The sequence below is a fragment of the Desulfobacula sp. genome (assembly GCF_030145145.1).
GTDB lineage: Bacteria > Desulfobacterota > Desulfobacteria > Desulfobacterales > Desulfobacteraceae > Desulfobacula.
In genome coordinates this window covers 104,654-125,998 of record NZ_JAQYWD010000005.1, presented here as the reverse complement: position 1 = coordinate 125,998, position 21,345 = coordinate 104,654, and the positions used below count along the sequence as shown (strand labels likewise).

Genomic DNA, 21,345 nt, shown 5'->3' with positions numbered 1-21,345 from the left:
GACCTTCTATAAGGAATAACGGTGAAAAAAAATGCGACTTACTCACTTTGCTTTGTGCCCAGGCGCATTATTGCCATGACGTCACGAACATTGTTGTAATCAGCATCCCTGCCGATCACAAACCCCTTGGTACTAAGGCCCTCAAAAATCATTTTTGCATCTTTGTGCCGGGTGATCTTCAGCATTGCCGCTCTAATCTTAAAAAACAGGGCTTCGGGCATATCCTTCCGGGCAACCCAGGGGCCCCGATAGATGGGATTGGATTTCCACAAAATTTTTATCTGATCAAAGTTAATATTTATTTTATTCAGTGCTGTAGTGGAAGTGGCACCGGCATGTGAATGACCGTTATAAACGGCAAGGAGAGTGTTTACATGTCTTTTTAAATAGGTAACCTCTGAAAAATCCGCCAGGCAAATACCCACATTCATCAACCGGGCCATGGGAAACAAGAAACCTGAAGTGGATTTTGGGTCTGTAAAGGCAAAACTTTTTCCTTTCAGGTCCTGGAGGTTAGCAGAACCAGCGTCTTTTCGTGTAATGATGATACCATGATAAAATTCATCAGCATGTTTACTGAGGGTGCGACAAATTAACCGGACCCCAAAATCATCCTGGGCTTCGACATAAGCAAAGGGTCCCACATAACCGATATCTGCCTGTTTGGTTCTCAGTTTTTCAATCACATCGCCATAGGTCTTGCTTCCGACCCATTGAAAATTGACCCCGGTTTCTTGCTCCAGCAATTTTATCACCACCTCATATGCCTGCTCATTGCCAAAATTGGACCGATGGGGAATAATGGCCAACTTTAATGTCTCTTTTAACACCTGGGCCTCTAAGTTCTGATAAAAAAAAATAAATTGAAAACTGAGAAATAAAAACACAACAGAACCGGTTTGGACAATAAATTTTCCAGCAGACACAACACCCCTTTATAGATATTTCAATGGCCCTCTTTTTTGGCAAACAGACTGACCTCTCAGTCATACATAAATTTTACGATAATGCCAATTTTTTTTTCGCCATACATTCTTTCTATGGATATCCATATCATCCGTATCTGTTCGCTATCCCCTTTGATCGTAATTGTGAAAAACGTTTCGTCCCGGTGCTGAACCGGTTTTTTTAAGGGTGGTGTTACAATAATGGGGCCTCGTCTTCACAGGATGGCCCTTCAAGCACATACTTAAGATATTTTCGCTTTGCTTTTACAAAATCCTTGTATGAATAGTAATTAATATTTTCTTCGGTTTCAAATTTTTCCGTGTGCCGCTGTATCAGCAGTTCCATTCCGGTGGGTCTTCTTTTATAATATGCCATGTCCTCCCGCCCTTTCCATATTCGGGTTCGGATGTTGTATAATGTCAATGCAAAAGACATGCCTTCAATTTTAACAACTATGCAAACCACTTGATATCAGGGGATACAAGATATCAGTGGACAGGTGGCAGTATGAATTGAATTACAAAAATATTACATATTTTACATATCTTTATATCATTTAATACCCATACAGTATTAAACCTGCGACAGATCTTTGGAACCGCATATCCTGGGACGGATGGTTGAATTTTATTGCATTCCCGGCATTTCAATGCCTATATAAAAACGCGTATGCAGGAAAATTCATGAGAAAATTTTTTGAACCTGTTCCAAAGGATATTGAACCATGGCACATCACACGAATAAATCCGGTTATTCCCGTCTGGTGGATCGCATCAACCGTTTCCCCCAGGGGGCACCCCCGTCCAGGCTGCTGGACAAGATCCTGGCCCTGCTGTTTTCAGAAACAGAAGCCCATCTGGTCTCCCTGCTTCCCATCAAACCGGTTACAGCTGACAAGGTCGCTAAAATATGGAAAATGACCCTGCCCAAAGCCAAAAAAATTCTTGACCGGCTTGCATCCCGGGCCATCCTGGTGGACATTGATCAAAACGGAGAATCCCAATATGTCCTGCCCCCGCCCATGGCAGGTTTTTTTGAATTCGCCATGATGCGGGTACGGCATGATATTGACCAGAAAGTGCTAAGTGAGCTGTTCTACCAGTATCTGAATGTAGAAGAGGATTTTATAAAGCATCTGTTTACCCTGGGCGATACCCAGCTGGGCCGGGTCTTTGTCCACGAGCCGGTGCTGTCCAATGAGAATGCCCTCCATGTTCTGGATTACGAACGCGCCTCACAGGTTATTCAAACCGCAACCCACATGGGCATCAGTACCTGTTACTGCCGTCATAAAATGCTTCACCTCCACCAGGCCTGTGACAGACCTTTGGAGATCTGCATGACCTTTAATACGGCAGCGGCCTCCCTGATCAAACATGGGCATGCAAAACCGGTGGAGGCAGCACAGGGCCTTGACCTTCTGGACCAGGCGTATGAATCCGGCCTGGTCCAGTTCGGAGAGAATGTCAGGGAGCGGGTGAATTTTATTTGTAACTGCTGTGGCTGCTGCTGTGAGGCCATGATCGCCGCCCGCAGGTTTGCCCTGTTCAACCCGGTGCACCCTTCCAATTTTATCCCGGAAACCAACCGTGATACGTGTACCGGCTGCGGCAATTGTGTCACTGCCTGCCCGGTGGAGGCCATGACCCTGGTATCGGCCAATGATCCCAAAACCCCTAAAAAGAAAAAGGCCCGGGTTAACACAGACACCTGTCTTGGCTGCGGACTCTGTGCCCGGTCCTGCAAGGAAGGCAGTATCACGTTGACGTCCCTGCCCCGGCGGGTCATCACCCCGTTGAATGGTACCCACAGGGCCGTGGTCATGGCCATTGAACGGGGGACACTTCAACACCTGATTTTTGATAACAAGGTGCTGTTCAGCCATCGGGCCCTTGCAGCAGTCCTGGGCGTAATCCTGAAACTGTCCCCGGTAAAACGACTGCTGGCCAGTCAACAGGTCAAGTCCCGTTATCTTGAAGCCCTGATTTCACGCATGGAATATTCCGATATGATATAACCGATGCGCTGGGACTGTCAATATCATTTAAACAACTTTTGAAATGGAGACACACATGGACAATACGCATATCATCCGGCAGGTGGATATCATCCGGATAAAAGATAACAAACCCATCCGGATGAAAGACAGCATTATTGATGAAGATATTCTTGACATATTTATCAACGAGGAAAAAATATTTCAGATGGTATTTTCCATGACCCATACCCGGGCACTTGCAGCAGGGTTCCTGTTTACCCAGGGCATTGTTCAGGATAAAACAGACCTAAAGGAAATTGAGTCTGTCAAAGGAAAAAAGCAATGCCGTGTCACCCTGACGGACCGGGCAACCCAACGGTTAAACAGCTTCAAACAAGGCCGGCAAATCAAGGGATCATCCGGTGGCACGCTGCTGCAGGATCCGGCTGATGTTTTATCCGCGACCCTGAAGGATACGCTTTGTATCACTTATGACCAGGTCCTGTCTTTGATTCAACAGCACTGGGATCAGTCTGAACTGTTTCACAAGACCGGCGCCGTTCACAGTGCCGGACTCTGCAATCCGTCAACGATCCTGCATTATTATGAAGACATTGGCCGGCACAACGCCCTTGATAAACTGGCAGGCGATATCCTGCTGAAAGGGATTGACACGACCGACAAGATCGCAACAGTCAGTTGCCGGATGTCTTTGGAAATCATCGGAAAAATTATCAAAACCGGTATTCCCATTGTCATCTCCAATGCCGCCCCGACCCTTTCCGCAGTTAAGCTGGCGGATAGCGCCGGGTTGACCATTATCGGATTTGCCCGGAACAACCGGTTCAATATCTACACCCATGGCAATAGAATTGTGGCAGGCGAGCCCGGTTCATGAACAGAACCGGGCTCACCGATTTTACGAGGTCAGGTCAGCCACTGAATTCAGGCAGATACCATGGATTTTTGATCTTCCAGATTTTTCAATTCAAACCGTTTAACTTTTCCGGTTGCCGTTTTAGGCAGGTCCTTTACAAAATAAACCCACCGGGGAAATTTATAGTGGGCCAGTTCCTTTTTCACATAGGTTTTTATTTCTTTCTCCAGGGCCTCAGATGCCTCAAACTCCTTATTCAAAACAATATAGGCACAGGGTTTCACAAGATTTTCTTCATCCCGGCTGGGCACAACCGCGCACTCAAGCACTGCGGGGTGACCGATCAGGCAGGCTTCTACTTCAATGGGAGAGACCCAGATACCACCGACCTTTAACATGTCATTGGACCGTCCCACGTAAAAGAAAAATCCCTCTTCATCCACAAAAAATTTATCATCGGTATTAAACCATTCTCCCAACATGGCTTCTTTGGTTTTGTCATGCCGGTTCCAATAATAGGCGGCTGTACTGTCGCCTTTAATCAAAACGGTTCCGATCTCTCCGGGGGGTACTGGATTAAACTCATTGTCCACAATTTTTGCTTCATAACCGGGCACAATCTGTCCTGTACTTCCCGGCCGGATATTTTCCACCCGGTTGGAAATATAAATATGGGCAATTTCCGTGGATCCGATACCATCCAGGATATCCACATTGAACCGGTCTTTCCAGCGGTAAAAAATATCTGCCGGCAGGGCTTCTCCAGCGGACACACAGAGCCGGACCCCGTTCACCTTCCCCTCTTCAGATGCCAGCATGGCACCATACAGAGTTGGCACCCCGAAAAACACCGTGGGTTCATGCAGGGCAATGGTTCTATACACAGATTCGGGGGTGGGACGTTCCGGCATCAATACGGTGGTGGCACCCACACTGAACGGGAAATAGGTCCCATTGCCCAGGCCATAGGCAAAAAATAATTTTGCCGCGGAAAAACAAATATCATCCTCCCTGACCTGTAACACCTGCTTTCCGTAAGTTTCAACGGTGAACAGCATATCATGCTGCAAATGAACCGTGCCTTTGGGTTTCCCGGTGGACCCTGAACTGTACAACCAGAAACAGGCATCATCAGGACCGGTCTGGGCCGGTTCAAGGGAATCGGGCTGGTCACGGACAAAGTCATCATATGTCGTAACCTCCGGTCGATCCTGGGTACTGTTTACCATGATAATCCGCTCAAGGTATTTGAGTTCATCTTTAATCTCTTCAATATTGAAATACAGCGATTCATCAATCACCAGGACCCTGGCCCGGCTGTCATTTAAAAAATAAAGATAATCTTTTGGCCGCATCAGGGTATTCAGGCAGATGGGAACCGCTCCTGCTTTAATGGACCCGAAAAATACCACGGGATAAAGTTCCATATCCAGCATCATCACGGCCACCCGATTTTCCATTCTAAACCCGTTGGATAAAAGGGCGTTTCCAAATCGATTGACTTCTTTGGCAAGTGTGCCATAGGTCATCTGCCGGTCTTCACACAGAATGGCCACCTTATCTTTTCTGCCTTCACGGACATTTCTGTCCACAAAATAATCCGCAGCATTGAAATACTCAGCGTCAAGAACATCAAGTTTCATATTTTATTTCCTCCTGATTAAATTATTTAGTTAAAACGGGGTGAAAAAAGAGACTAAGACTTTTTTCTTCGGTTTTGCCGGGCGTTGTCAGGTAAGATCCCACAAAGAAAACGATTCCTGAGATAATAAACGCAGCAAGAAATCCGTTCATGTTCAGCAATGCTCTCTGGGGAAAAAGAACCCAGGCTTTGCCGCCGACAAGAAAAAACGTAACATTTAACGCAACCCCCACAAGGGTTGATAATATGGCACCGGTGGCAGTGGCCCTTTTCCAGTAATACGCCCCCCAAAGGGCAAAAAAGGTCACGGCCACTGTGCCGAAAGCGATGATGGAAAGCTCTGCCACCGGCGTATTGGGATTCCAGGCGATAAAGACACATAGCGCCATGATAAGGGCCACAAATACCCTGGCAATGGTAATGAGTTCCGAGGACCGGGTTTCCGGCCGCAGGGTTTTAATAATATCCACGGATAGATTGGCTGCATTTCCAAAAACAAGGCCGTTCACCGTTGACATGGCAGCGGTAAATCCACCGGCCACAGCAAACGCCGCCAGCCAGTCCGGCATGGTGGCTGCAGCAACAAGCCCGTAAATTTTATCAGCGGCAACCCCTTTCAGTCCCGGAACAATGACGTTGCCTGCAATACCCACCAGTGTAGGCAGGGTGATGACCACCAGACAGATGCCGCCAAACGAAAGGAACATGGCTTTTAATCCCCGGGCAGACCGGCTTGAATAGGCATGCATAAAGGGTTGGGGGAAACAGACACATCCCAGACACATGGCCGCTGCCATGCCGAAAATCATGGGATAGCTCCAGACCTTGCCCCCGGCCCAGCCGATTTGAAACAGGTTGGGATGTTTTGCCATGACCATTTCCATGGTGGGAACAAACCCGCCATTTTTCATCATGACAAAAAAGAAAAGAACAAACACCATGATGGAAAAAAAGACCCCCTGGATGGCGTTGACCCAGGCAGCCCCTTTCATTCCCCCCATCATCAGGTATAAGGCAATAAAAAAGGGCACAAAGAACAGCCCCATATGAAAAGAAATGATGCCTTCGCTCATGGCCTCCAGCATGACGCCGATGCCCTGGATCTGGGCGACCACATAGGGAATGGATGCCACAAGCACCACAAGGACCAAAACAATTCTCATGGGCGTGCCATATCTTTCACCAAAGGGTGCCCCCATGGTCATCCATTTCCTGGCCCTTCCCAGAAGAAATGTTTTTTTATGCATGAAATACCATAAAAACCCCAAAGGGACCAGGTTGGCTGTCAGGACATATAAAGATCCAAATCCCAGCCGGTATCCGAAACTTGACATTCCGAACATGGAAAAGGCGCTTAAAAACGATGCCAGAAGGCTGAAAATCAGCACGAAATAGCCCAGACTTGAGCCGGCTACGAAATAATCATCTGCTGTTTTAGTAAACCCCTTACGAAAGGCAACATAGCTGATATAGACCGATATCAGGCAAAGGCCTGTAATAATAGTGACAGCGACCATGTTAGTTTTCCTCCTTAATGGTTACCTGGGTGGTGGTTGTTTTTTCAAGTGCCATCATGATCTCTTCAAGATCTTCGTCATACAATGCCAGATCTGTGTAAAACAGATATACCCATTCAATCACAAAGAGCACGGCACCAATCACCAGCATGTAAAAGGCCCACGAGGGCATTCCCATGATCAAACCGACTTTACCATAGCTTCCATATCCGATAGGACACCAACAGAATACCGTGAGAACAAGAAACAGAATTAGAAAAATAAGATTTTTCTTTTTGTTAGACGTCATTCACTTTCCCCTTTTGAGTTAAAGCTGTTAAAAATTACCCCCACATTTACCAATAAAACTTTATTTGTTTACCTATAGAGCAAATCCTGTGCCAGCGTTTTTTGAAGACGTCTTTGCGTCTGTATCACTACGGGAACAAGGGTTTCCATATAAGGACAATTTTTGAGTTCAACCATTTTACCAGAAAGGATCTTTCCGGACTAGAAAGATCCTTTCCGGGATTGAGAGACAGATTCTCCCAATTTTTTTTGAGACACACTTAATTTTAAACATTAAGGCTTGACATAATGACCTCTATAGAAATATTATGTTTTCTATAGAGGTCAATCAATATAAAAAACAAACATAGACTGCCTTTGACAACTTTTAGTGTGCCATGTTCCGCAAGTGTCATGGACAATTTCCCTTTAAAGGGGAAGGAGACAAACATCATGAATTCTGAAAATGTTCACATCGTCCCAACGACTACCTGGTCTGCCGGACCGGGGTGCCATGGCGGCTGCGGTGTACTCGCCCATATTAAGGATGGCCAGCTGATTAAACTTGAAGGAGACCCGAATCATCCCTGGAATCAGGGACGGTTATGCGCCCGGGCCCTGGCCATGACCCAATACGTGAACCACGAAGATCGTATCACAAGACCCTTAAAGCGGGTGGGCAAACGCGGCGAAGGTAAATGGGAGGAAATTTCCTGGGAAAAGGCCTTTGACTATATTGAAAAAAAAATGAAAGGGATTCGGGAGGACCATGGCCCTGAAAGCATTATATTTTCCATGGGAACGGGCCGGGACATAGGTCCCTGGATCTGTATGCTGGCCTATGCCTTTGGCAGCCCCAACGTGATGTTTTCTCTCAGCGGGAGTGCCTGTTATGGACCCCGATTAAGTGCCTGTAACACATTTCAGGGATGTTATTGCGTCTTTGATGCCGGACAATGGCTGCCGGACCGCTATGAAGATCCGAAATTCAAACTCCCCGAGACCATTATCATCTGGGGATATAACATTTCAGCTACCTGTCCGGATAACCTCTTTGGCCATTGGATTATAGACATGATGAAGCGCGGCACCCAGATTATCTGTGTGGACCCCCGCCTGAGTTTTTTTGCCTCCCGTTCCAAACACTGGCTTCAGCTAAGGCCCGGCACAGATGCAGCCCTGGCCATGGGAATGCTGAATGTCATTATCAATGAAGATCTGTATGATCACGATTTTCTTGAAAAATGGACCAATGGGGCCCATCTCATACGGATCGATACAGGAAAGTTGTTGCGGGAAATTCATCTGGAGGCTGCCGGCGATCCGGGCAATTTTGTCGTGTGGGATGAAAACAGCGGAACCCCTGCCATTTGGCTTTCAAGCCAGGCGGAGTTTAAAGCACTGAACGTTAAGGCAGCACTTTCAGGGCGTTGGGAAGTGACACTGGCCGATGGGTCCCGGGTGAGTTGCCGAACGTCCTGGGATGCGTATTGCGAAGCGGTCAACAAGTATCCTCTGGACAAAGTGGCAGAAATCACCTGGGTGCCTGCCGATAAGATACGAAAAGCGGCCCGGCTTTACGCCAAAAGCAAGCCTGCCGCCATTCAGTGGGGGGTTCCTATTGATATGACCCCGGCTGTGACCCCCACCTGCCATGCCATTGCATCCCTCTGGGCTTTAACCGGAAATCTGGATATCCCCGGAGGAAATGTGATTGCCAAATTCGCCTTTGACGCGGTATCCTATGCCCTTCCCGGGGCGGTGGGCCCCATAGGTCTCAAAGACAAGGACATGGATGCCAAACGGGTGGGGGTAAAGGAATACGGTCCTTACCGCACCTTTCATTGGCGGGCCCAGACCGATATGACCCTGGATCAGATCTTTACAGGAAAACCCTACCCCATTAAAGGAATGTGGATTCAGACGGCGGGTCTGTTAAACGGTATCGGACTGGATCCCAAAAAATGGAAAAGGGCCCTGGAAAAACTGGACTTTATTGCTGCGGTGGATCTTTTTCACACCCCCACCACCCAATATGCGGACATCCTTCTGCCCGCCGCCACTTTTCTGGAGAAAAATGGAGTACGCAGCTGGTGGGTGCCGCTTCAAACAATCAACAAGGCCATAACCGTTGACCAGTGTAAGCCGGATGTAGAGATCAATTTTGAACTGGCCCGGCGGTTTGATCCTGAATTCAAATATGATACGATCAATAAGTTGTTTGATGACATTCTCAAACCATCGGGTATGACCTTTGAACAACTCCAGCAAAAAGGATGGGCCATCCCACCGGTATCCCATCCCAGTGCCCCCTACCATCGCCATGAAAAAGGACAATTGCGGCCCGACGGCAAACCCGGATTCAAAACCCCTACGGCCAAGTTTGAATTATACTCCACCCATCGAGAAGACTGGGGACTGGATCCCCTGCCCCACCATGAAGAGCCGCCCTTTACACCGGTGAGTCGCCCGGATTTAACCAGGAATTACCCGCTGATTCTTTCCACTGGAAGACGGTCTCCTGCCTATTTCCATTCCGAGCACCGCAATATCCCGTGGCTGCGACAACTGGACCCGGATCCCATTGTTGAAATCCATCCCGAGACAGCTGCAGCCCATGATATCGGTAACGGTGAATGGGTCTGGATGGAAAACTGGCTGGGTCGTTGCAAAATGAAGGCAAAGGTGACCCGGATTGTTCCGCCCTGGATGGTGATGGCGGCCCACGGGTGGTGGTATCCTGAAAAAAAAGCAGCAGAGCCGAGTTTATATGGAGTTTGGGAATGCAATGTCAATCAGCTCCTCCCCATGGGCCATCAGGGAAAAGACGGCCAGGGCGCGCCCATCAAACACCTGCTGTGCAAAATTTACAAGGCAGTGGGAAAGGAGGAACGCAATGGCTAAAAAACCTGAAAACGGATTGTTGATCGATTATGAATATTGCACCGGGTGTTTTGCCTGCCAGGTGGCCTGTTCCCAGGAACATCACTGGCCTGCCGGCATGGGCGGCATTCAGGTTCTGGAAATTGTGCAAAACCTTCCCAAGGGCAAGGCGTATCTCAATTTCTTACCCTTTCCCACGGAGTTGTGTATTTTATGCTTCCCGCGAACAAAAAAAGGGCTGGAACCGGCCTGTGTTCAACACTGCATGGCCGGTGTGATTACCTATGGTTCCCTGCCCGACCTGGCCGGAGAACTGGGGAAAAAACCCCGCATGGTGCTCTGGTCCCCCCGATAGTTTAAGGGGTTTTAAAAAAGGCCAAGGCGGTTATCATTTCACTTGACAACCATAAATGGCTGTTTAACAATTTGAGTCCATTTTAATTAAAAGGACACTTTATAGATGAGACATCCATGCCTGTAGAATTCAAACCGGTACCGGCCGTATACAAATGTTTTGATCTCATTGATCTGTTGGTCAGCACCCGAAAACCCCTGGGGGTCAGCGCTATTTCTTCTGCCTTAGGGTATCACCGCAGTACCGTATTCAATCTGGTGCATTCTCTAGTGGATTTGGGAATCCTAGAGCGGGATGATGAAGGGTGCTTTCATCCTGGTGCCCGCTTCTATCAACTGGGTAAGCCCGCGGGTCAGGCGGCCGGTCTGGTGCAAACCGCTCGGCCGTATCTTGAAGAAATCAATGCTGAAACCGGCCTGACGGCTTTTCTGGTGGTCCGCTCGGCCTTAAACGCAGTTGTGGTGGAAAAAGCAGATTCCATCACAGGGTTTAAAATATCCACTGAAGTGGGAAACAGCCACTCACTGTTCGCGGGTGCAGGTGGAAAAGCACTCCTGTGTCAACTCACCGACCCGGAACTCGATGCTCTTCTGACCACCAACGACCTGGTGGCCTTTACCCCGTTTACCTGTGTGGATAAAGCCGATTTTAAACAAATGATTCAAACGGTTCAAAGAGAAGGCATCGCCTTTGACAGGGAGGAATACACCGAAGGTATTCGCGCATTGGCCGTTCCCCTGTTTGTCCGCAAGTCGGTTCCCACTGCCATCTATGTGGTGGGACTCAAAAGGATGCTGTCTGAAAAACGACTCCATTCCTGGGGAAAATTCATGCGGCACATTGCTGATGAAATTCAAAGGAAAGTAACCCCCTAATCCGGAGGTGTCAGGTGATATTTTTGAATTTTTTTTCTCAAGGTGGGCAAAGAAATCTTAAGGATTTGGGCGGCCCTGGTTTTATTCCATTTGACCGATTCCAGGGTATTGAAAATATGCTGGTTTTCAACTTGTGAAAGGGACTGTGAGTCGCTGACGTCTTCCAGGGAAACCGGATGCTGGGACAAGAGGTTTTCAATGACGTCCAGGAGAATCACACTTCCCCGGGACTGTATAGAGGCCGACACAATAATATTTTCAAGCTCCCGGACATTTCCTGTCCAGGGATGACGCTTCAATCTTTCAATACAGCCGTCCTGCAGGGTCATCTGTTGAATCCCCAGTTGATGGGTGCTTTTCTGGACAAAATGGGCCACAAGCGCCCGGATATCCGACAACCGCTGCCGCAACGGCGGAAGGGCCACCGTCACCACCCTGAGCCGGTAATACAGGTCCGTCCTGAACCGTTTTTCCCGGACCATTTCGGCAAGGTCTTTGTTGGTGGCGGCGATGATCCTGCACCGAGACTTGAGGGGAATTTTCCCACCCACACGCATATATTGCTTTCTTTCAAGAAACCCCAGAAGTTTTCCCTGGAGATTTAACGGTAATTCCCCGAGCTCATCGAGGAAAAGGGTGCCCTCCCCTGCCAGTTCAATCTTACCCGGCCTCGCGTCCACGGCCCCTGTAAAAGCGCCTTTCTCGTGGCCGAACAATTCACTTTCCAAAAGGGTGTCCACCACGGCAGAACAATCAAAAGTAACAAAAGGTTTTTGGCTATAAGCACTGCTCAAATGTATCCGCCTTGCCACCAGTTCCTTTCCCGTACCGGTCTCACCTGTAATCAATGCGGTTGCCCTGTTCTGACACAGCATACCGATCATTTTATACACGTCTTTCATGACACGGCTTTTACCCACAATCTCGCTTTCATGGTAGGTGTCTTTGTCTGGACCTTTTGCGGCAGGCTTGGCATCTTCGTAAAAGCTTACAATGGCATCCGCCACCGTTTTTTCGAGCTCATCAGCATCCAGCGGTTTGTGAATATAATCGTATGCCCCTCTTTTCATGGCCTCAATGGTGGTTTCCATATCCTGGAATGCGGTAATCATGATAATTTTGGATAATGGGTAAAATGCGTGCATCCGGCTTAACGCATCCAGACCGCTGCCATCGGGAAGCCGGATATCGAGAATAACCACTTCCGGGGACAATTTTTTAAACACAGTGACGGATTCTTCAACCGTGGATGCCGTGTAAACCCGGTGTCCTTTTTCAGACATGAACATGTCGATGGATTCCCGTATGGGATGTTCATCATCCACGACCAAAAGGTTAACCATTTGTTTCTCCCATGGGCAGGAAGACCTCAAAGGCGGTCCCTGAATTTTTCAAAGCCATCACTTCTATCCTGCCGTGATGGGCGGTCACAATCTGTTTCACATTGGCAAGGCCCAAACCGGTTCCGGTTGTCTTTGTTGTATAAAACGGTTCAAAAATATGGGGCAGCAGTTCTTTTGAAATCCCTTTGCCATCATCTTCAATCCGTATCATGACATATGGCCTATCCTTTTGTTCTACCCGGCAGGTGGATATCCTGATGTTCCCAAAATCATCCACAGAATCCAGGGCATTCAAAAGAAAATTGATCATCATTTGCTCTATTTTCCCTTTATCGGCAGGAACTTCTTTTACGGTTGGGTCAACATGGATCTGACAATCAATACTTTTTCTATGGAATTTCATTTCTAACAATTCAACACAAGACCGTACAATCTCGTTTATATCTGTCCGGGTAAGCTGCAATGACACTGGTTTTGCAAAATTGAGAAGTTCTTGTAAAATGGCTTCAAGCCGGTTAATCTCCCGTTCTGATATTTGGAGCCGTTTTCTATCATTCCCTTTTAAGATCATGTTTTTACTCAAAATCTGGAGATTCATTTTTACCGAGGATAACGGATTTCTGATCTCATGGGAAAGGGATGTGATGAGTTTGCCGATATAGGTCATCCGTTCTATTTCCCGGCTTCTTTTTTCCATCTCAACCCGTTTGGTAATATCCCTTACAATGCAAAGGTTATAGTCCTGGCCGCCAAACCGGGATGGCCTGAAATTAACTTCCGTTGGAAGAGATTCCCCGTCCTTTGTTAATCTCAGGTACTCAAAGGTTTCCGGTTCTGTTCCCGTCTTTATTTCCCGGGAAATAATGGCACTGACTTGTTCATGACTCTCTTTTGCAACAAACAATAAAAAAGACATATCCATTGCATCGTTGACCCGGCATCCATGCATCCGGCAAAAAGCCGGATTCACAAAGGCAATTCTGTCTTTATCCAATGCCAGATATCCATCACTGATATCTTCCACCAGGGTTCTATACTTATGCTCTGACTCCCCTAATTCAGCTGTTCTTTCTGCCACATCTTTTTCAAGCTGCTGGGCATACTGTTTTAAATATTTTTCATGTTTCTTTTGAAAATCGTAACTGAACCGGTAAATGGTATAAGCAAGAGCGTTATTCACCGCTTCAATATTTTCACACAACGCTTGCACAGGTGACTCTCTTATCAGGACAGGGACGATAATCTTCCGGTAAAGCTCAAAGGCTTTTTGAACATCCTCCAAAGAAAAGCCCTCTTCCAGACGGACATTGCTGATTTCATTGATAAAGGCATTAATAGGGGCATAATCATTATAAGCAATCATGCTGCTGTTCGCATCATATGCCGTTTCCGTGGTAACCTGCAACTCTTCCAGGGACCGTTGAGCATAATCCTCGGACACATCATTTTTGAGTCTTTTTTTCCACGCAAGGACAATCTCATCTCGATGCCGACTCAGGAAATTTTCCCAACTAAATGTCATGGCAGCCCCTGCAGATCAATCAATCCACTTCCAGTGCAAGACCCTGCATCACTTCTGCTCGCTTTGCCTTTGAATAGAGCAGTTCAACAAGCTTTAGTGCAAAATCACAGGCAGTTCCAGCGCCCCTGCTGGTGATACAATTCCCATCCACCACAACCGTTCCTTGGGCAATGTTCCCATTATCAATCTGATCCGCAAACCCGGGATGACAGGTCACGCGACCGGGAGTGATAAGCCCGTGATGATGCAGAACAACGGCAGGAGATGCACAGATGGCAGCATAAAATTTTTTCAGTTCTGCCTGTTTTTTAAGAAGACGCTCAAGTTCTGCGGAATCCCGAAGATTCTGGGCGCCCGGTATCCCGCCCGGCAGGACAATCAAATCAAATTCTTCCGACATACAGTCTTTGATAAGTCTGTCGGCTTTAAATTCAATGCCCTTTGATGCCTTGATGGTGATCTCATCCACAGATGCCACGATCACCGTTGCGCCTGCCCGTCGAAGAACATCAATGATGGTAATGGCTTCCATTTCCTCTGTCCCCTGGGCCACCGGAACAAGCACTTTTTTTCCCATGACAGTCTCCTTTTTTCTTTTAAAATCACAAAAAAAAACTCGTAATAGAGATAACAGGTGATTTTAATGAAGTCAATCTGTTCAAGTTCACTTTTTAAAAGAACGGGAAACTGTCAGAGAACAATATTTTTTAATGCTTGACTTCCAATCGACATTCTTCTATATTAGTTGAATTGTGTTATGTTGTATTAGCACATAAGTTTCCCTCCCAAGGAGTATATTCCCGACAATAAAAGCGGCGTTGCCCCCAAAGTTAGAAACGTATATTTTTTTATTTTTTTTAGGAGATTGCCAACATGGCGAACGGTATCGTAAAATGGTTTAACGACTCAAAAGGTTTCGGATTTATTGAACAACAAGACGGTGGAAAAGATGTGTTTGTGCATCATTCAGGCATTAATACCACTGGTTTTAAATCCCTCAATGAAGGGGATAGTGTTACATTCGACATTGAAGAAGGCCAGAAAGGTCCTGCAGCAGCAAATGTAACCGTGGTTTAGTAAACCGTTTTATTTGCAGCAAAAAAAGTCATCTTGATGACTTGAAAAATAAAAGACCCTGGACAAGCTATCGTTCAGGGTCTTTTTGTTTTTAAGAAACCATCTGTTTTCTCATACAAGTCCATCCCACTGTTTAAACCTGAGGTTTTTGTGCATTGTATTTTTTTGATGTAACGGTCATTTTGTATCACTATTCTGAGACATTCAAACTGTTTTTGGGATATTAATAAGCATATTTTATCCCTGTCTACAAATGAGTGACCAGCTGCCGATACCGTTTCATTATCTGACCCATGACAGGTTCAAGCTCATCTGGTTGAATGACCAGCAAATCCCCTTTTCGGGCCTTTGAAAAAATGTGATCCACGGCTTTTTCAGGCTCTGAAATGATTTCAATATGGTTTTCCTGGAACCCGCCTTGAATGAGTCCCTCATGAACGATCTTCTGAGTTTCTCCTACAGGCCTTTGACGGGGATCAAAATCGGTCAAAATAATATAATCGTATACCAAAGCCAGGGCTTTGCCAAAGTCAATGAGTTGTTCATCGGTCCGGCTGCCGGTTCCATGACATAATCCAACCTTTCTTCCGGGCGAGAGCCGTGGCAGCAATTGGGCCAGGGCAATGGCCGATTCCGGATTATGACCATAATCCAAAAGGACCTTGTAGTGTTGAAAATCAAATAAATTCATACGACCCGGATTCTGGTTTACAGAAGGATAAAAGGTCATGATTCCGTTTCGAATCTGTTCAATGGGCAGGTTCAAAGCGTGGAGGGCGGCAATGGCTGCCAGGGCATTGGAAATGTTAAAGTCGATAATTCCGCCAAAGGTAATGGGGATTTCTTCAAGCGTGCAGACAATGATGTCCAATTCGCTTTTTCTGATGACGGCATTCCGGTCGATTACCGTAACAACGGTTCCCCCGTTTTTCACATGGGTGACAACCGTTTCATTGTCCGGGTCCAGGGAAAACAGAATAATCGCTCCCCGGGCACGGTCCAGAACGCTCATGGTCACACTGTCATCTGCGTTTAAAACCGAAGTACCCGTTTTTTTAACAACTTCTATTACCGTGGATTTTACCAGGGATAACTCTTCCTGGGATTCAATCCAGTCACACCCCAGGTGGTCCTTTCCAATATTCAACAGCACACCCACATCCACCGCATCAACACCAAGACCTCTTCTTGCGATTCCCCCCCGGGCGACTTCCAGTACAATATGGTCCACAGAGGGTTCCCTTAAGACAATCCCGGCACCTTCCGGACCGCTGTAGTCTCCGGTCAAAATAGAGTTCCCGTCAATGGCAACACCGGTGGTGCAGGCCAGACCCACTATTTTTCCCGAATACTTTAATGAATGGGCAAGCAGTTTACAGGTCGTTGTCTTGCCATTTGTTCCGGTCACAGCCACAACCGGAATCCGGTCATATCCGCCCGGGAAAAGCATATCCACCATCTGTACTGCAACGTTCCTGGGTTGGCCGTTGGTCGGCTCCAGATGCATCCTGAATCCGGGTGCGGCATTGACTTCAACGACTTTTATGCCGGAGGAGTCAAGAGGTAGCGATATGTCCTGGGCCAGGGCATCGACGCCCACACAATCCAGCCCAATAATCCGTGCAGCACGTTCAGCCATCCTGCGGATCTCCGGGTTTACCTCATCGGTCACATCGGTGGCAGTTCCCCCCTGACTTAAGTTGGCCGTGGCTTTGAGGTAAACTTTCTCCCCCGCCTCCGGCCGGGAATCCAGGGAAAATCCCCTCAGGGCCAGTAGCCGTTCAGTCATTTCATCAATTTCAATTTGTGTCAGGACTTTTTCATGCCCAAACCCGCGAAGCGGACCTGAATTGACAATTCCAATGAGCTCTTTTATGGAGGACGTTCCGTCACCAATGATATGAGCAGGCTCTCGCCTGGCCGCAGCCACCATTTTTCCATCTATGACCAGAAGGCGAAAATCACCCCCATGAACATACGCTTCAACAATGACATCCGGATAAAAGGCTTTGGCAACGTAAAAAGCCATTTTTAACTGATCCGTATCAATCACATTGATGGTAGATCCATTGCCGTGATTCCCCACATCCGGCTTGACCACGACAGCAGCATTGATTTCGTTAAAAACAGTCATGGCCTCTTCCAGGGTTGTCACCACCTGGCCCTTTGGAACCGGTATCCCGGCTTTTTTCAAATGGGTCTTCACCCGTGTCTTTTCATCGGCAATTTCCACGGCAATGGCCGACGTATTGCCGGTTATAGAGGCCTGAATCCGTTTTTGATGGGCGCCATACCCCAACTGGACATAACTTTCCTCATTCAGCCGGATAAAGGGAATGCCTCTTGAATGGGCTTCCTTAACAATACTCCAGGTTGTGGGTCCCAGCATATGATCTTCGCGCAAAATTTTGAGATCAGAAATAACCCGGCTGACATCAAATCTCTCTTCTTCGGCCATTGCTTCGAATATGGATACGGCCTCTTGAGCTGCTTTTAATCCTGCAGATTCTACAAGATACCTGAAGACAACAATATAAACTCCCTTTTGCATCGTGCCCAGCGTTTTCCCATATCCAACCGCCATTCCAGCCAGGCATTGAAGTTCAATGGCAATATGTTCAATGATATGACCGGCCCAGGTTCCCCTCTCAAGCCTCTGGACAAATCCGCCGGGTTGACCAATGGAGCATTCGTGTTCCCGGAGGGTCGGCAGTAGTGCCACCAGCCGATCTGAAAAGCCGTTGATTTCATCTGAAGGGCGGCTCTCGTAGTCCTTGATATCTAAAACCATGAATATGGCCGAATGCCGGGTATATCGATTGGGGCCACGCAATGCTCTTAACTCTTTTATTTCAATCATCTGTCCTCTCCGATGGGTTGTGATGATGGTATTAAAAACCGCCTTTTTTTGAAATCGTACCCATATCCGTCAACCAGTGAATGGATTCGCACATTTTCCACGGCAATGGGCCCGCCCGGTTTAATATCCATTATGTTGGAATGGGCAATATCGCTGCCGTCAACAATAATGACCTGGCCCGTACCAATGACCTCGACCGTTCCGTCTCCCTTGAGGACAACACCTGAGTCTTCGCCAATACCAAAGCCGATACAGGTCGGATTCGTTGTAACAATCTGAACGAGACGACCGATACGGCCCCTTGCCATAAAATGGGTATCAAAAACAATATTTTTTACAAAACCAAATCCGGATGTCGTGAGGACGCTGCCTTTAAACAGTCCGTCTTCACTTTCTCCTTCATAAATCATGGTATCTGAAAATACAGCAGCCCCGGCACTGGTGCCGGCGATGAGGGCCCCTGCTTCAAGCCGGTCTTGAATCACAGCAAGTGTTTTTGACCCGCCCAGAATCGTTGTTAATCGCAACTGATCACCACCGGTAAAAAAAATCAAATCAACGTCTTCAAGGGTTTTGGCCAGTGTTTTATCATTTGCCTGGGCCCTTGTTTTAATGGTTAAGATCTTTATTTCGGATGCGCCAAGGGTCGTAAAGACCTGTTGATAGTCCTGGCCCCGCTGTTCAGGGTCTTCGCTTGCAGTGGCAATGACGCCGACCTTGTAATCAGGCTTTCCGATTTCTCTGATAACCCGTTTGAGTACAAGCAATTCATTTTCTTTGTCTTCATTTCCGCCAATGGCAATGAGACGTCCCAGAAAAAATGGATTTGTTTCCATCATTATTTCATCTCCGTAAGCGATGACCATGCCATGCCGTTACGGGCAGTTGATTCAAATTCATCCCGGGTTAAAATGATGAGTCCGACATCAACAGAACTATCAAACAGGGTCATGGCCTTTTGTGCTGCCTTATCCGCACTCATCTTTCTTTCAAGCCAGCCATAGACTTCTCTTGCCAACAGTTTTAAAGCGATAAATTCACCATCTCCTGTGCAGGCAACCGCCCCTGAAGGACCGCAGAACAGGCCGCATCCGGGGAGGGGGACATCACCCACCCTTCCTATGGCCGTTTTTTCAAGCCCACCGGAACTTAAGGCCGCAGCAAAGGTTGTTCCATCAAAGGCCACTGAACCCACAGTATCGCAGGAAGCGGCGCATGGTTTTTTACCATCAGGGCCATTTAACAACATTACCGGTATCTTCTGTTCTTTTGCAAAAAACATGGCACCATCACCCACAAGGAGGATATGGGGAGAAAAAAGCAATACACCCTGGGCCAGATCAACAGGGTTTAGGATGCCTTCAATGCCTGCAACCGCGCCAAATTGACCATTGCTTGTCATGCAGGATGCATCCTGCTGGATGGTGCAGCCGTCCGCCCTGAGTTGTGAGCCAAGCCCGGCATTAAACCGGGGATCATCTTCCAAATATCTTACTGCACGAACCACTGCAGATAAAGCAGATTGGCCATTTTCCATTAAAGCCATCCCGATTTTTGCCGCCGATTGTGGCCCGTCGGAATTTTGGGGGTCCGAGGCGGAACCACCATGGGTTAAAATGGCCCGTTGAAATTTTTGCACGTATGACCTCCGAATTTTAATGATACAACTCAAGTATCTGCATGATGTTTATGAAATGAAAGGACTTGTTTTTCCTGTCAATTGAACCAGCTCTGGATTGTCTTCCTTTTTTTGTAGAAAATTTGTATCGTGAAAATTTTATCCAAAACCGATGGGTTACCGTCACATTTATCGTGTATGATAGTCTTATGTGTCTGATTAAGCAAGCAAAGAGAAAACTTAAAAAAAAGACAGCCCTACCCGGAACGCTCTTTTTTCCATTTTAAAATTGATCTTAACCCTTCTTTGGCCACTCTTCTGCCCTGGGCTTCATTGGATAACGCGAAATTAACGGCATTTATGGCATCAAGGTTTCTTTTGGTATCATTTTCAAACGCTTCCCGGTTGAGGATTTCACGGAAAATCGTTTTAAATTCCTTGAGCCTGTTTTTCGTAAAAATTTTTTTAAATGCAATTTGCGGCGGCTGCTCATGGCCTGATTCATCCAGACGCTTAAGGATATAGAAAAGCGTTCTAACCGTCGGTTTAAACCCAAAAGATTTTTCCAGTATTGCTGAAAAGGCATCCGGTATGGCGGGTTGAACAGGTTTTGTCATGGCAGGCGGTTTTGTTTTGGGTGATTTTAAAAGCCTGTGTGCCTCTGTCTGCCGGCACAGGTGTTCTGCCTGGAGAGCCGCGGCCTGGAGGTAGGCGCTCAGATTATAGAACCCGGTATGGATATGATCCGGAAGGATATCCCCGCTCCTGCTGAATACATACCTGTATTTGTGATCGATTTCACCCCAGGCTTCTTCCAGGATGGTCCGCAATTGAAGCTCTATCTGAATCCCTTTTAACTCATCCGGGACATCGGCATTTTGACCCAGCTCTACCTGGTAATGAATGGATGAATACCCGCTGTACCGTAGATTAAGTCCGTCCGGAATCGTCTCTCCCGGGTCCACCGGCAGGATAAAAGATCTCTTGTGATCCGGTTTTCGGATGAACCGCAGGATTTTTTCATCAACCAGAAGATCAAGATAGGCTTTAAGGGCTTCAATATCGGAAAGGCGAAGACAGATCAGCCTGATTCCCAGAAGGTCTCCGATTCTATCTTTAAAATTCTTCAGGGTAATCAGCGTCCCATCACCCTTGATCTGTTTGTTTTCTTCATCAATCTTCTCTATGAGCCTGACCTTGTCTTTAATGCGATAGATGATGGTGTGAAGGCTTTCTTTGGGGGACGCAGGATCATCTTTGATCAGATGGATCATATAATCTGCAAGTTTTTCATATTTTTGCTTTTCTTTAAGAAACGAGATTAAAATCGCTTCCTTCTGGCGTTTTCTCATATAGCGTGTCTCCTTGGAAGTATCAGATTATTTTTAAACCCGCCTTTGACAAAAATCAATGATCAATCTATTATATTGGTACCTTATGTGTTTTAATTGGTATTTCAGCGCTGAGTGAACGTGTTTGTCACCCCCTCTTGTTTTCAAGAAAGAATCTGATCTGTGAAGAAAGCGTTTCTGAATACAGTTTTTCATCGTACGTGGAATCAAGAAATTTTGGTTCCATAGCGG

General features: G+C 47.0%; 18 protein-coding genes. 6 read left to right on the top strand and 12 right to left on the bottom strand.

The window, feature by feature from the left end:
• Positions 1 to 38 precede the first annotated feature (38 nt).
• Together Q1Q15_RS04010 and Q1Q15_RS04005 are read right to left on the bottom strand one after the other, a co-directional pair.
• The gene (locus tag Q1Q15_RS04010; protein ID WP_300456929.1) at positions 39 to 926 is read right to left on the bottom strand and encodes a phosphate/phosphite/phosphonate ABC transporter substrate-binding protein; all 888 of its coding nucleotides are present in this window, start codon (positions 924 to 926) and stop codon (positions 39 to 41) included.
• A 214-nt stretch (positions 927 to 1,140) separates the two neighbouring features.
• Positions 1,141 to 1,323, bottom strand: a complete 183-nt coding sequence (locus Q1Q15_RS04005) for a hypothetical protein (RefSeq protein WP_300456927.1) — start codon at positions 1,321 to 1,323, stop codon at positions 1,141 to 1,143.
• A 349-nt stretch (positions 1,324 to 1,672) separates the two neighbouring features.
• On the opposite strand from Q1Q15_RS04005, the gene Q1Q15_RS04000 reads away from it, so the two are divergent.
• Entirely contained in the window at positions 1,673 to 2,965 is a 1,293-nt protein-coding gene (locus tag Q1Q15_RS04000; RefSeq protein WP_300456925.1) for a 4Fe-4S dicluster domain-containing protein, read from the top strand.
• A gap of 55 nt (positions 2,966 to 3,020) precedes the next feature.
• Positions 3,021 to 3,824, top strand: coding sequence for a formate dehydrogenase accessory sulfurtransferase FdhD (fdhD, locus tag Q1Q15_RS03995; RefSeq protein ID WP_300456923.1), 804 nt, complete (start codon positions 3,021 to 3,023; stop codon positions 3,822 to 3,824).
• 47 nt (positions 3,825 to 3,871) lie between these two features.
• On the opposite strand, the gene Q1Q15_RS03990 is transcribed toward fdhD, so the two are convergent.
• The 3 genes from Q1Q15_RS03990 to Q1Q15_RS03980 are packed head-to-tail and all read right to left on the bottom strand — an operon-like array spanning position 3,872 to position 7,251.
• Entirely contained in the window at positions 3,872 to 5,446 is a 1,575-nt protein-coding gene (locus tag Q1Q15_RS03990; RefSeq protein WP_300456921.1) for a benzoate-CoA ligase family protein, read from the bottom strand.
• Between the two features lie 22 nt (positions 5,447 to 5,468).
• Entirely contained in the window at positions 5,469 to 6,962 is a 1,494-nt protein-coding gene (locus Q1Q15_RS03985; RefSeq protein WP_300456919.1) for a sodium:solute symporter family protein, read from the bottom strand.
• A gap of 1 nt (position 6,963) precedes the next feature.
• On the bottom strand, positions 6,964 to 7,251 hold the full coding sequence (locus tag Q1Q15_RS03980) for a DUF997 domain-containing protein (RefSeq protein ID WP_300456917.1): 288 nt from the start codon (positions 7,249 to 7,251) through the stop codon (positions 6,964 to 6,966).
• A gap of 431 nt (positions 7,252 to 7,682) precedes the next feature.
• On the opposite strand from Q1Q15_RS03980, the gene Q1Q15_RS03975 reads away from it, so the two are divergent.
• From Q1Q15_RS03975 to Q1Q15_RS03965, 3 genes are all read left to right on the top strand, one after another.
• On the top strand, positions 7,683 to 10,133 hold the full coding sequence (locus Q1Q15_RS03975; RefSeq protein ID WP_300456915.1) for a molybdopterin-dependent oxidoreductase: 2,451 nt from the start codon (positions 7,683 to 7,685) through the stop codon (positions 10,131 to 10,133).
• Positions 10,126 to 10,467, top strand: a complete 342-nt coding sequence (locus tag Q1Q15_RS03970) for a 4Fe-4S dicluster domain-containing protein (RefSeq protein WP_300456913.1) — start codon at positions 10,126 to 10,128, stop codon at positions 10,465 to 10,467. Before Q1Q15_RS03975 ends, Q1Q15_RS03970 begins: the two co-directional genes overlap by 8 nt.
• Before the next feature lie 116 nt (positions 10,468 to 10,583).
• A complete protein-coding gene (locus Q1Q15_RS03965) occupies positions 10,584 to 11,342 on the top strand; it encodes an IclR family transcriptional regulator (protein ID WP_300456911.1) in 759 nt (252 codons plus the stop codon).
• Here Q1Q15_RS03965 and Q1Q15_RS03960 read toward each other — a convergent pair.
• The 3 genes from Q1Q15_RS03960 to Q1Q15_RS03950 are packed head-to-tail and all read right to left on the bottom strand — an operon-like array spanning position 11,339 to position 14,784.
• Positions 11,339 to 12,685, bottom strand: coding sequence for a sigma-54 dependent transcriptional regulator (locus Q1Q15_RS03960; RefSeq protein WP_300456909.1), 1,347 nt, complete (start codon positions 12,683 to 12,685; stop codon positions 11,339 to 11,341). The two genes, Q1Q15_RS03965 and Q1Q15_RS03960, sit on opposite strands and share 4 nt — an antisense overlap.
• Positions 12,678 to 14,207, bottom strand: coding sequence for an ATP-binding protein (locus tag Q1Q15_RS03955; protein WP_300456907.1), 1,530 nt, complete (start codon positions 14,205 to 14,207; stop codon positions 12,678 to 12,680). Before Q1Q15_RS03955 ends, Q1Q15_RS03960 begins: the two co-directional genes overlap by 8 nt.
• 19 nt (positions 14,208 to 14,226) lie before the next feature.
• Positions 14,227 to 14,784 carry a DJ-1 family glyoxalase III gene (locus tag Q1Q15_RS03950; protein ID WP_300456906.1) on the bottom strand — a complete coding sequence of 186 codons (558 nt, stop codon included), beginning with the start codon at positions 14,782 to 14,784 and terminating at the stop codon, positions 14,227 to 14,229.
• Positions 14,785 to 15,080: 296 nt separating this feature from the next.
• Between Q1Q15_RS03950 and Q1Q15_RS03945 the strand changes: the two genes are divergently transcribed.
• A complete protein-coding gene (locus Q1Q15_RS03945; RefSeq protein WP_300456904.1) occupies positions 15,081 to 15,284 on the top strand; it encodes a cold-shock protein in 204 nt (67 codons plus the stop codon).
• 247 nt (positions 15,285 to 15,531) lie between these two features.
• Here Q1Q15_RS03945 and cphA read toward each other — a convergent pair whose 3' ends face one another.
• From cphA to Q1Q15_RS03925, 4 genes are all read right to left on the bottom strand, one after another.
• Positions 15,532 to 18,144 (bottom strand): cyanophycin synthetase, encoded by a 2,613-nt coding sequence (cphA, locus tag Q1Q15_RS03940; protein WP_300456902.1) that lies wholly within the window; start codon positions 18,142 to 18,144, stop codon positions 15,532 to 15,534.
• The gene (locus tag Q1Q15_RS03935) at positions 18,141 to 18,983 is read right to left on the bottom strand and encodes a cyanophycinase (RefSeq protein WP_300456900.1); all 843 of its coding nucleotides are present in this window, start codon (positions 18,981 to 18,983) and stop codon (positions 18,141 to 18,143) included. The genes cphA and Q1Q15_RS03935 overlap by 4 nt, the downstream gene beginning before the upstream one ends.
• Entirely contained in the window at positions 18,983 to 19,783 is an 801-nt protein-coding gene (locus Q1Q15_RS03930) for an isoaspartyl peptidase/L-asparaginase (RefSeq protein ID WP_300456899.1), read from the bottom strand. The genes Q1Q15_RS03935 and Q1Q15_RS03930 overlap by 1 nt, the downstream gene beginning before the upstream one ends.
• A gap of 236 nt (positions 19,784 to 20,019) precedes the next feature.
• Positions 20,020 to 21,114 (bottom strand): RelA/SpoT domain-containing protein, encoded by a 1,095-nt coding sequence (locus Q1Q15_RS03925; protein WP_300456897.1) that lies wholly within the window; start codon positions 21,112 to 21,114, stop codon positions 20,020 to 20,022.
• Positions 21,115 to 21,345: the final 231 nt, after the last annotated feature.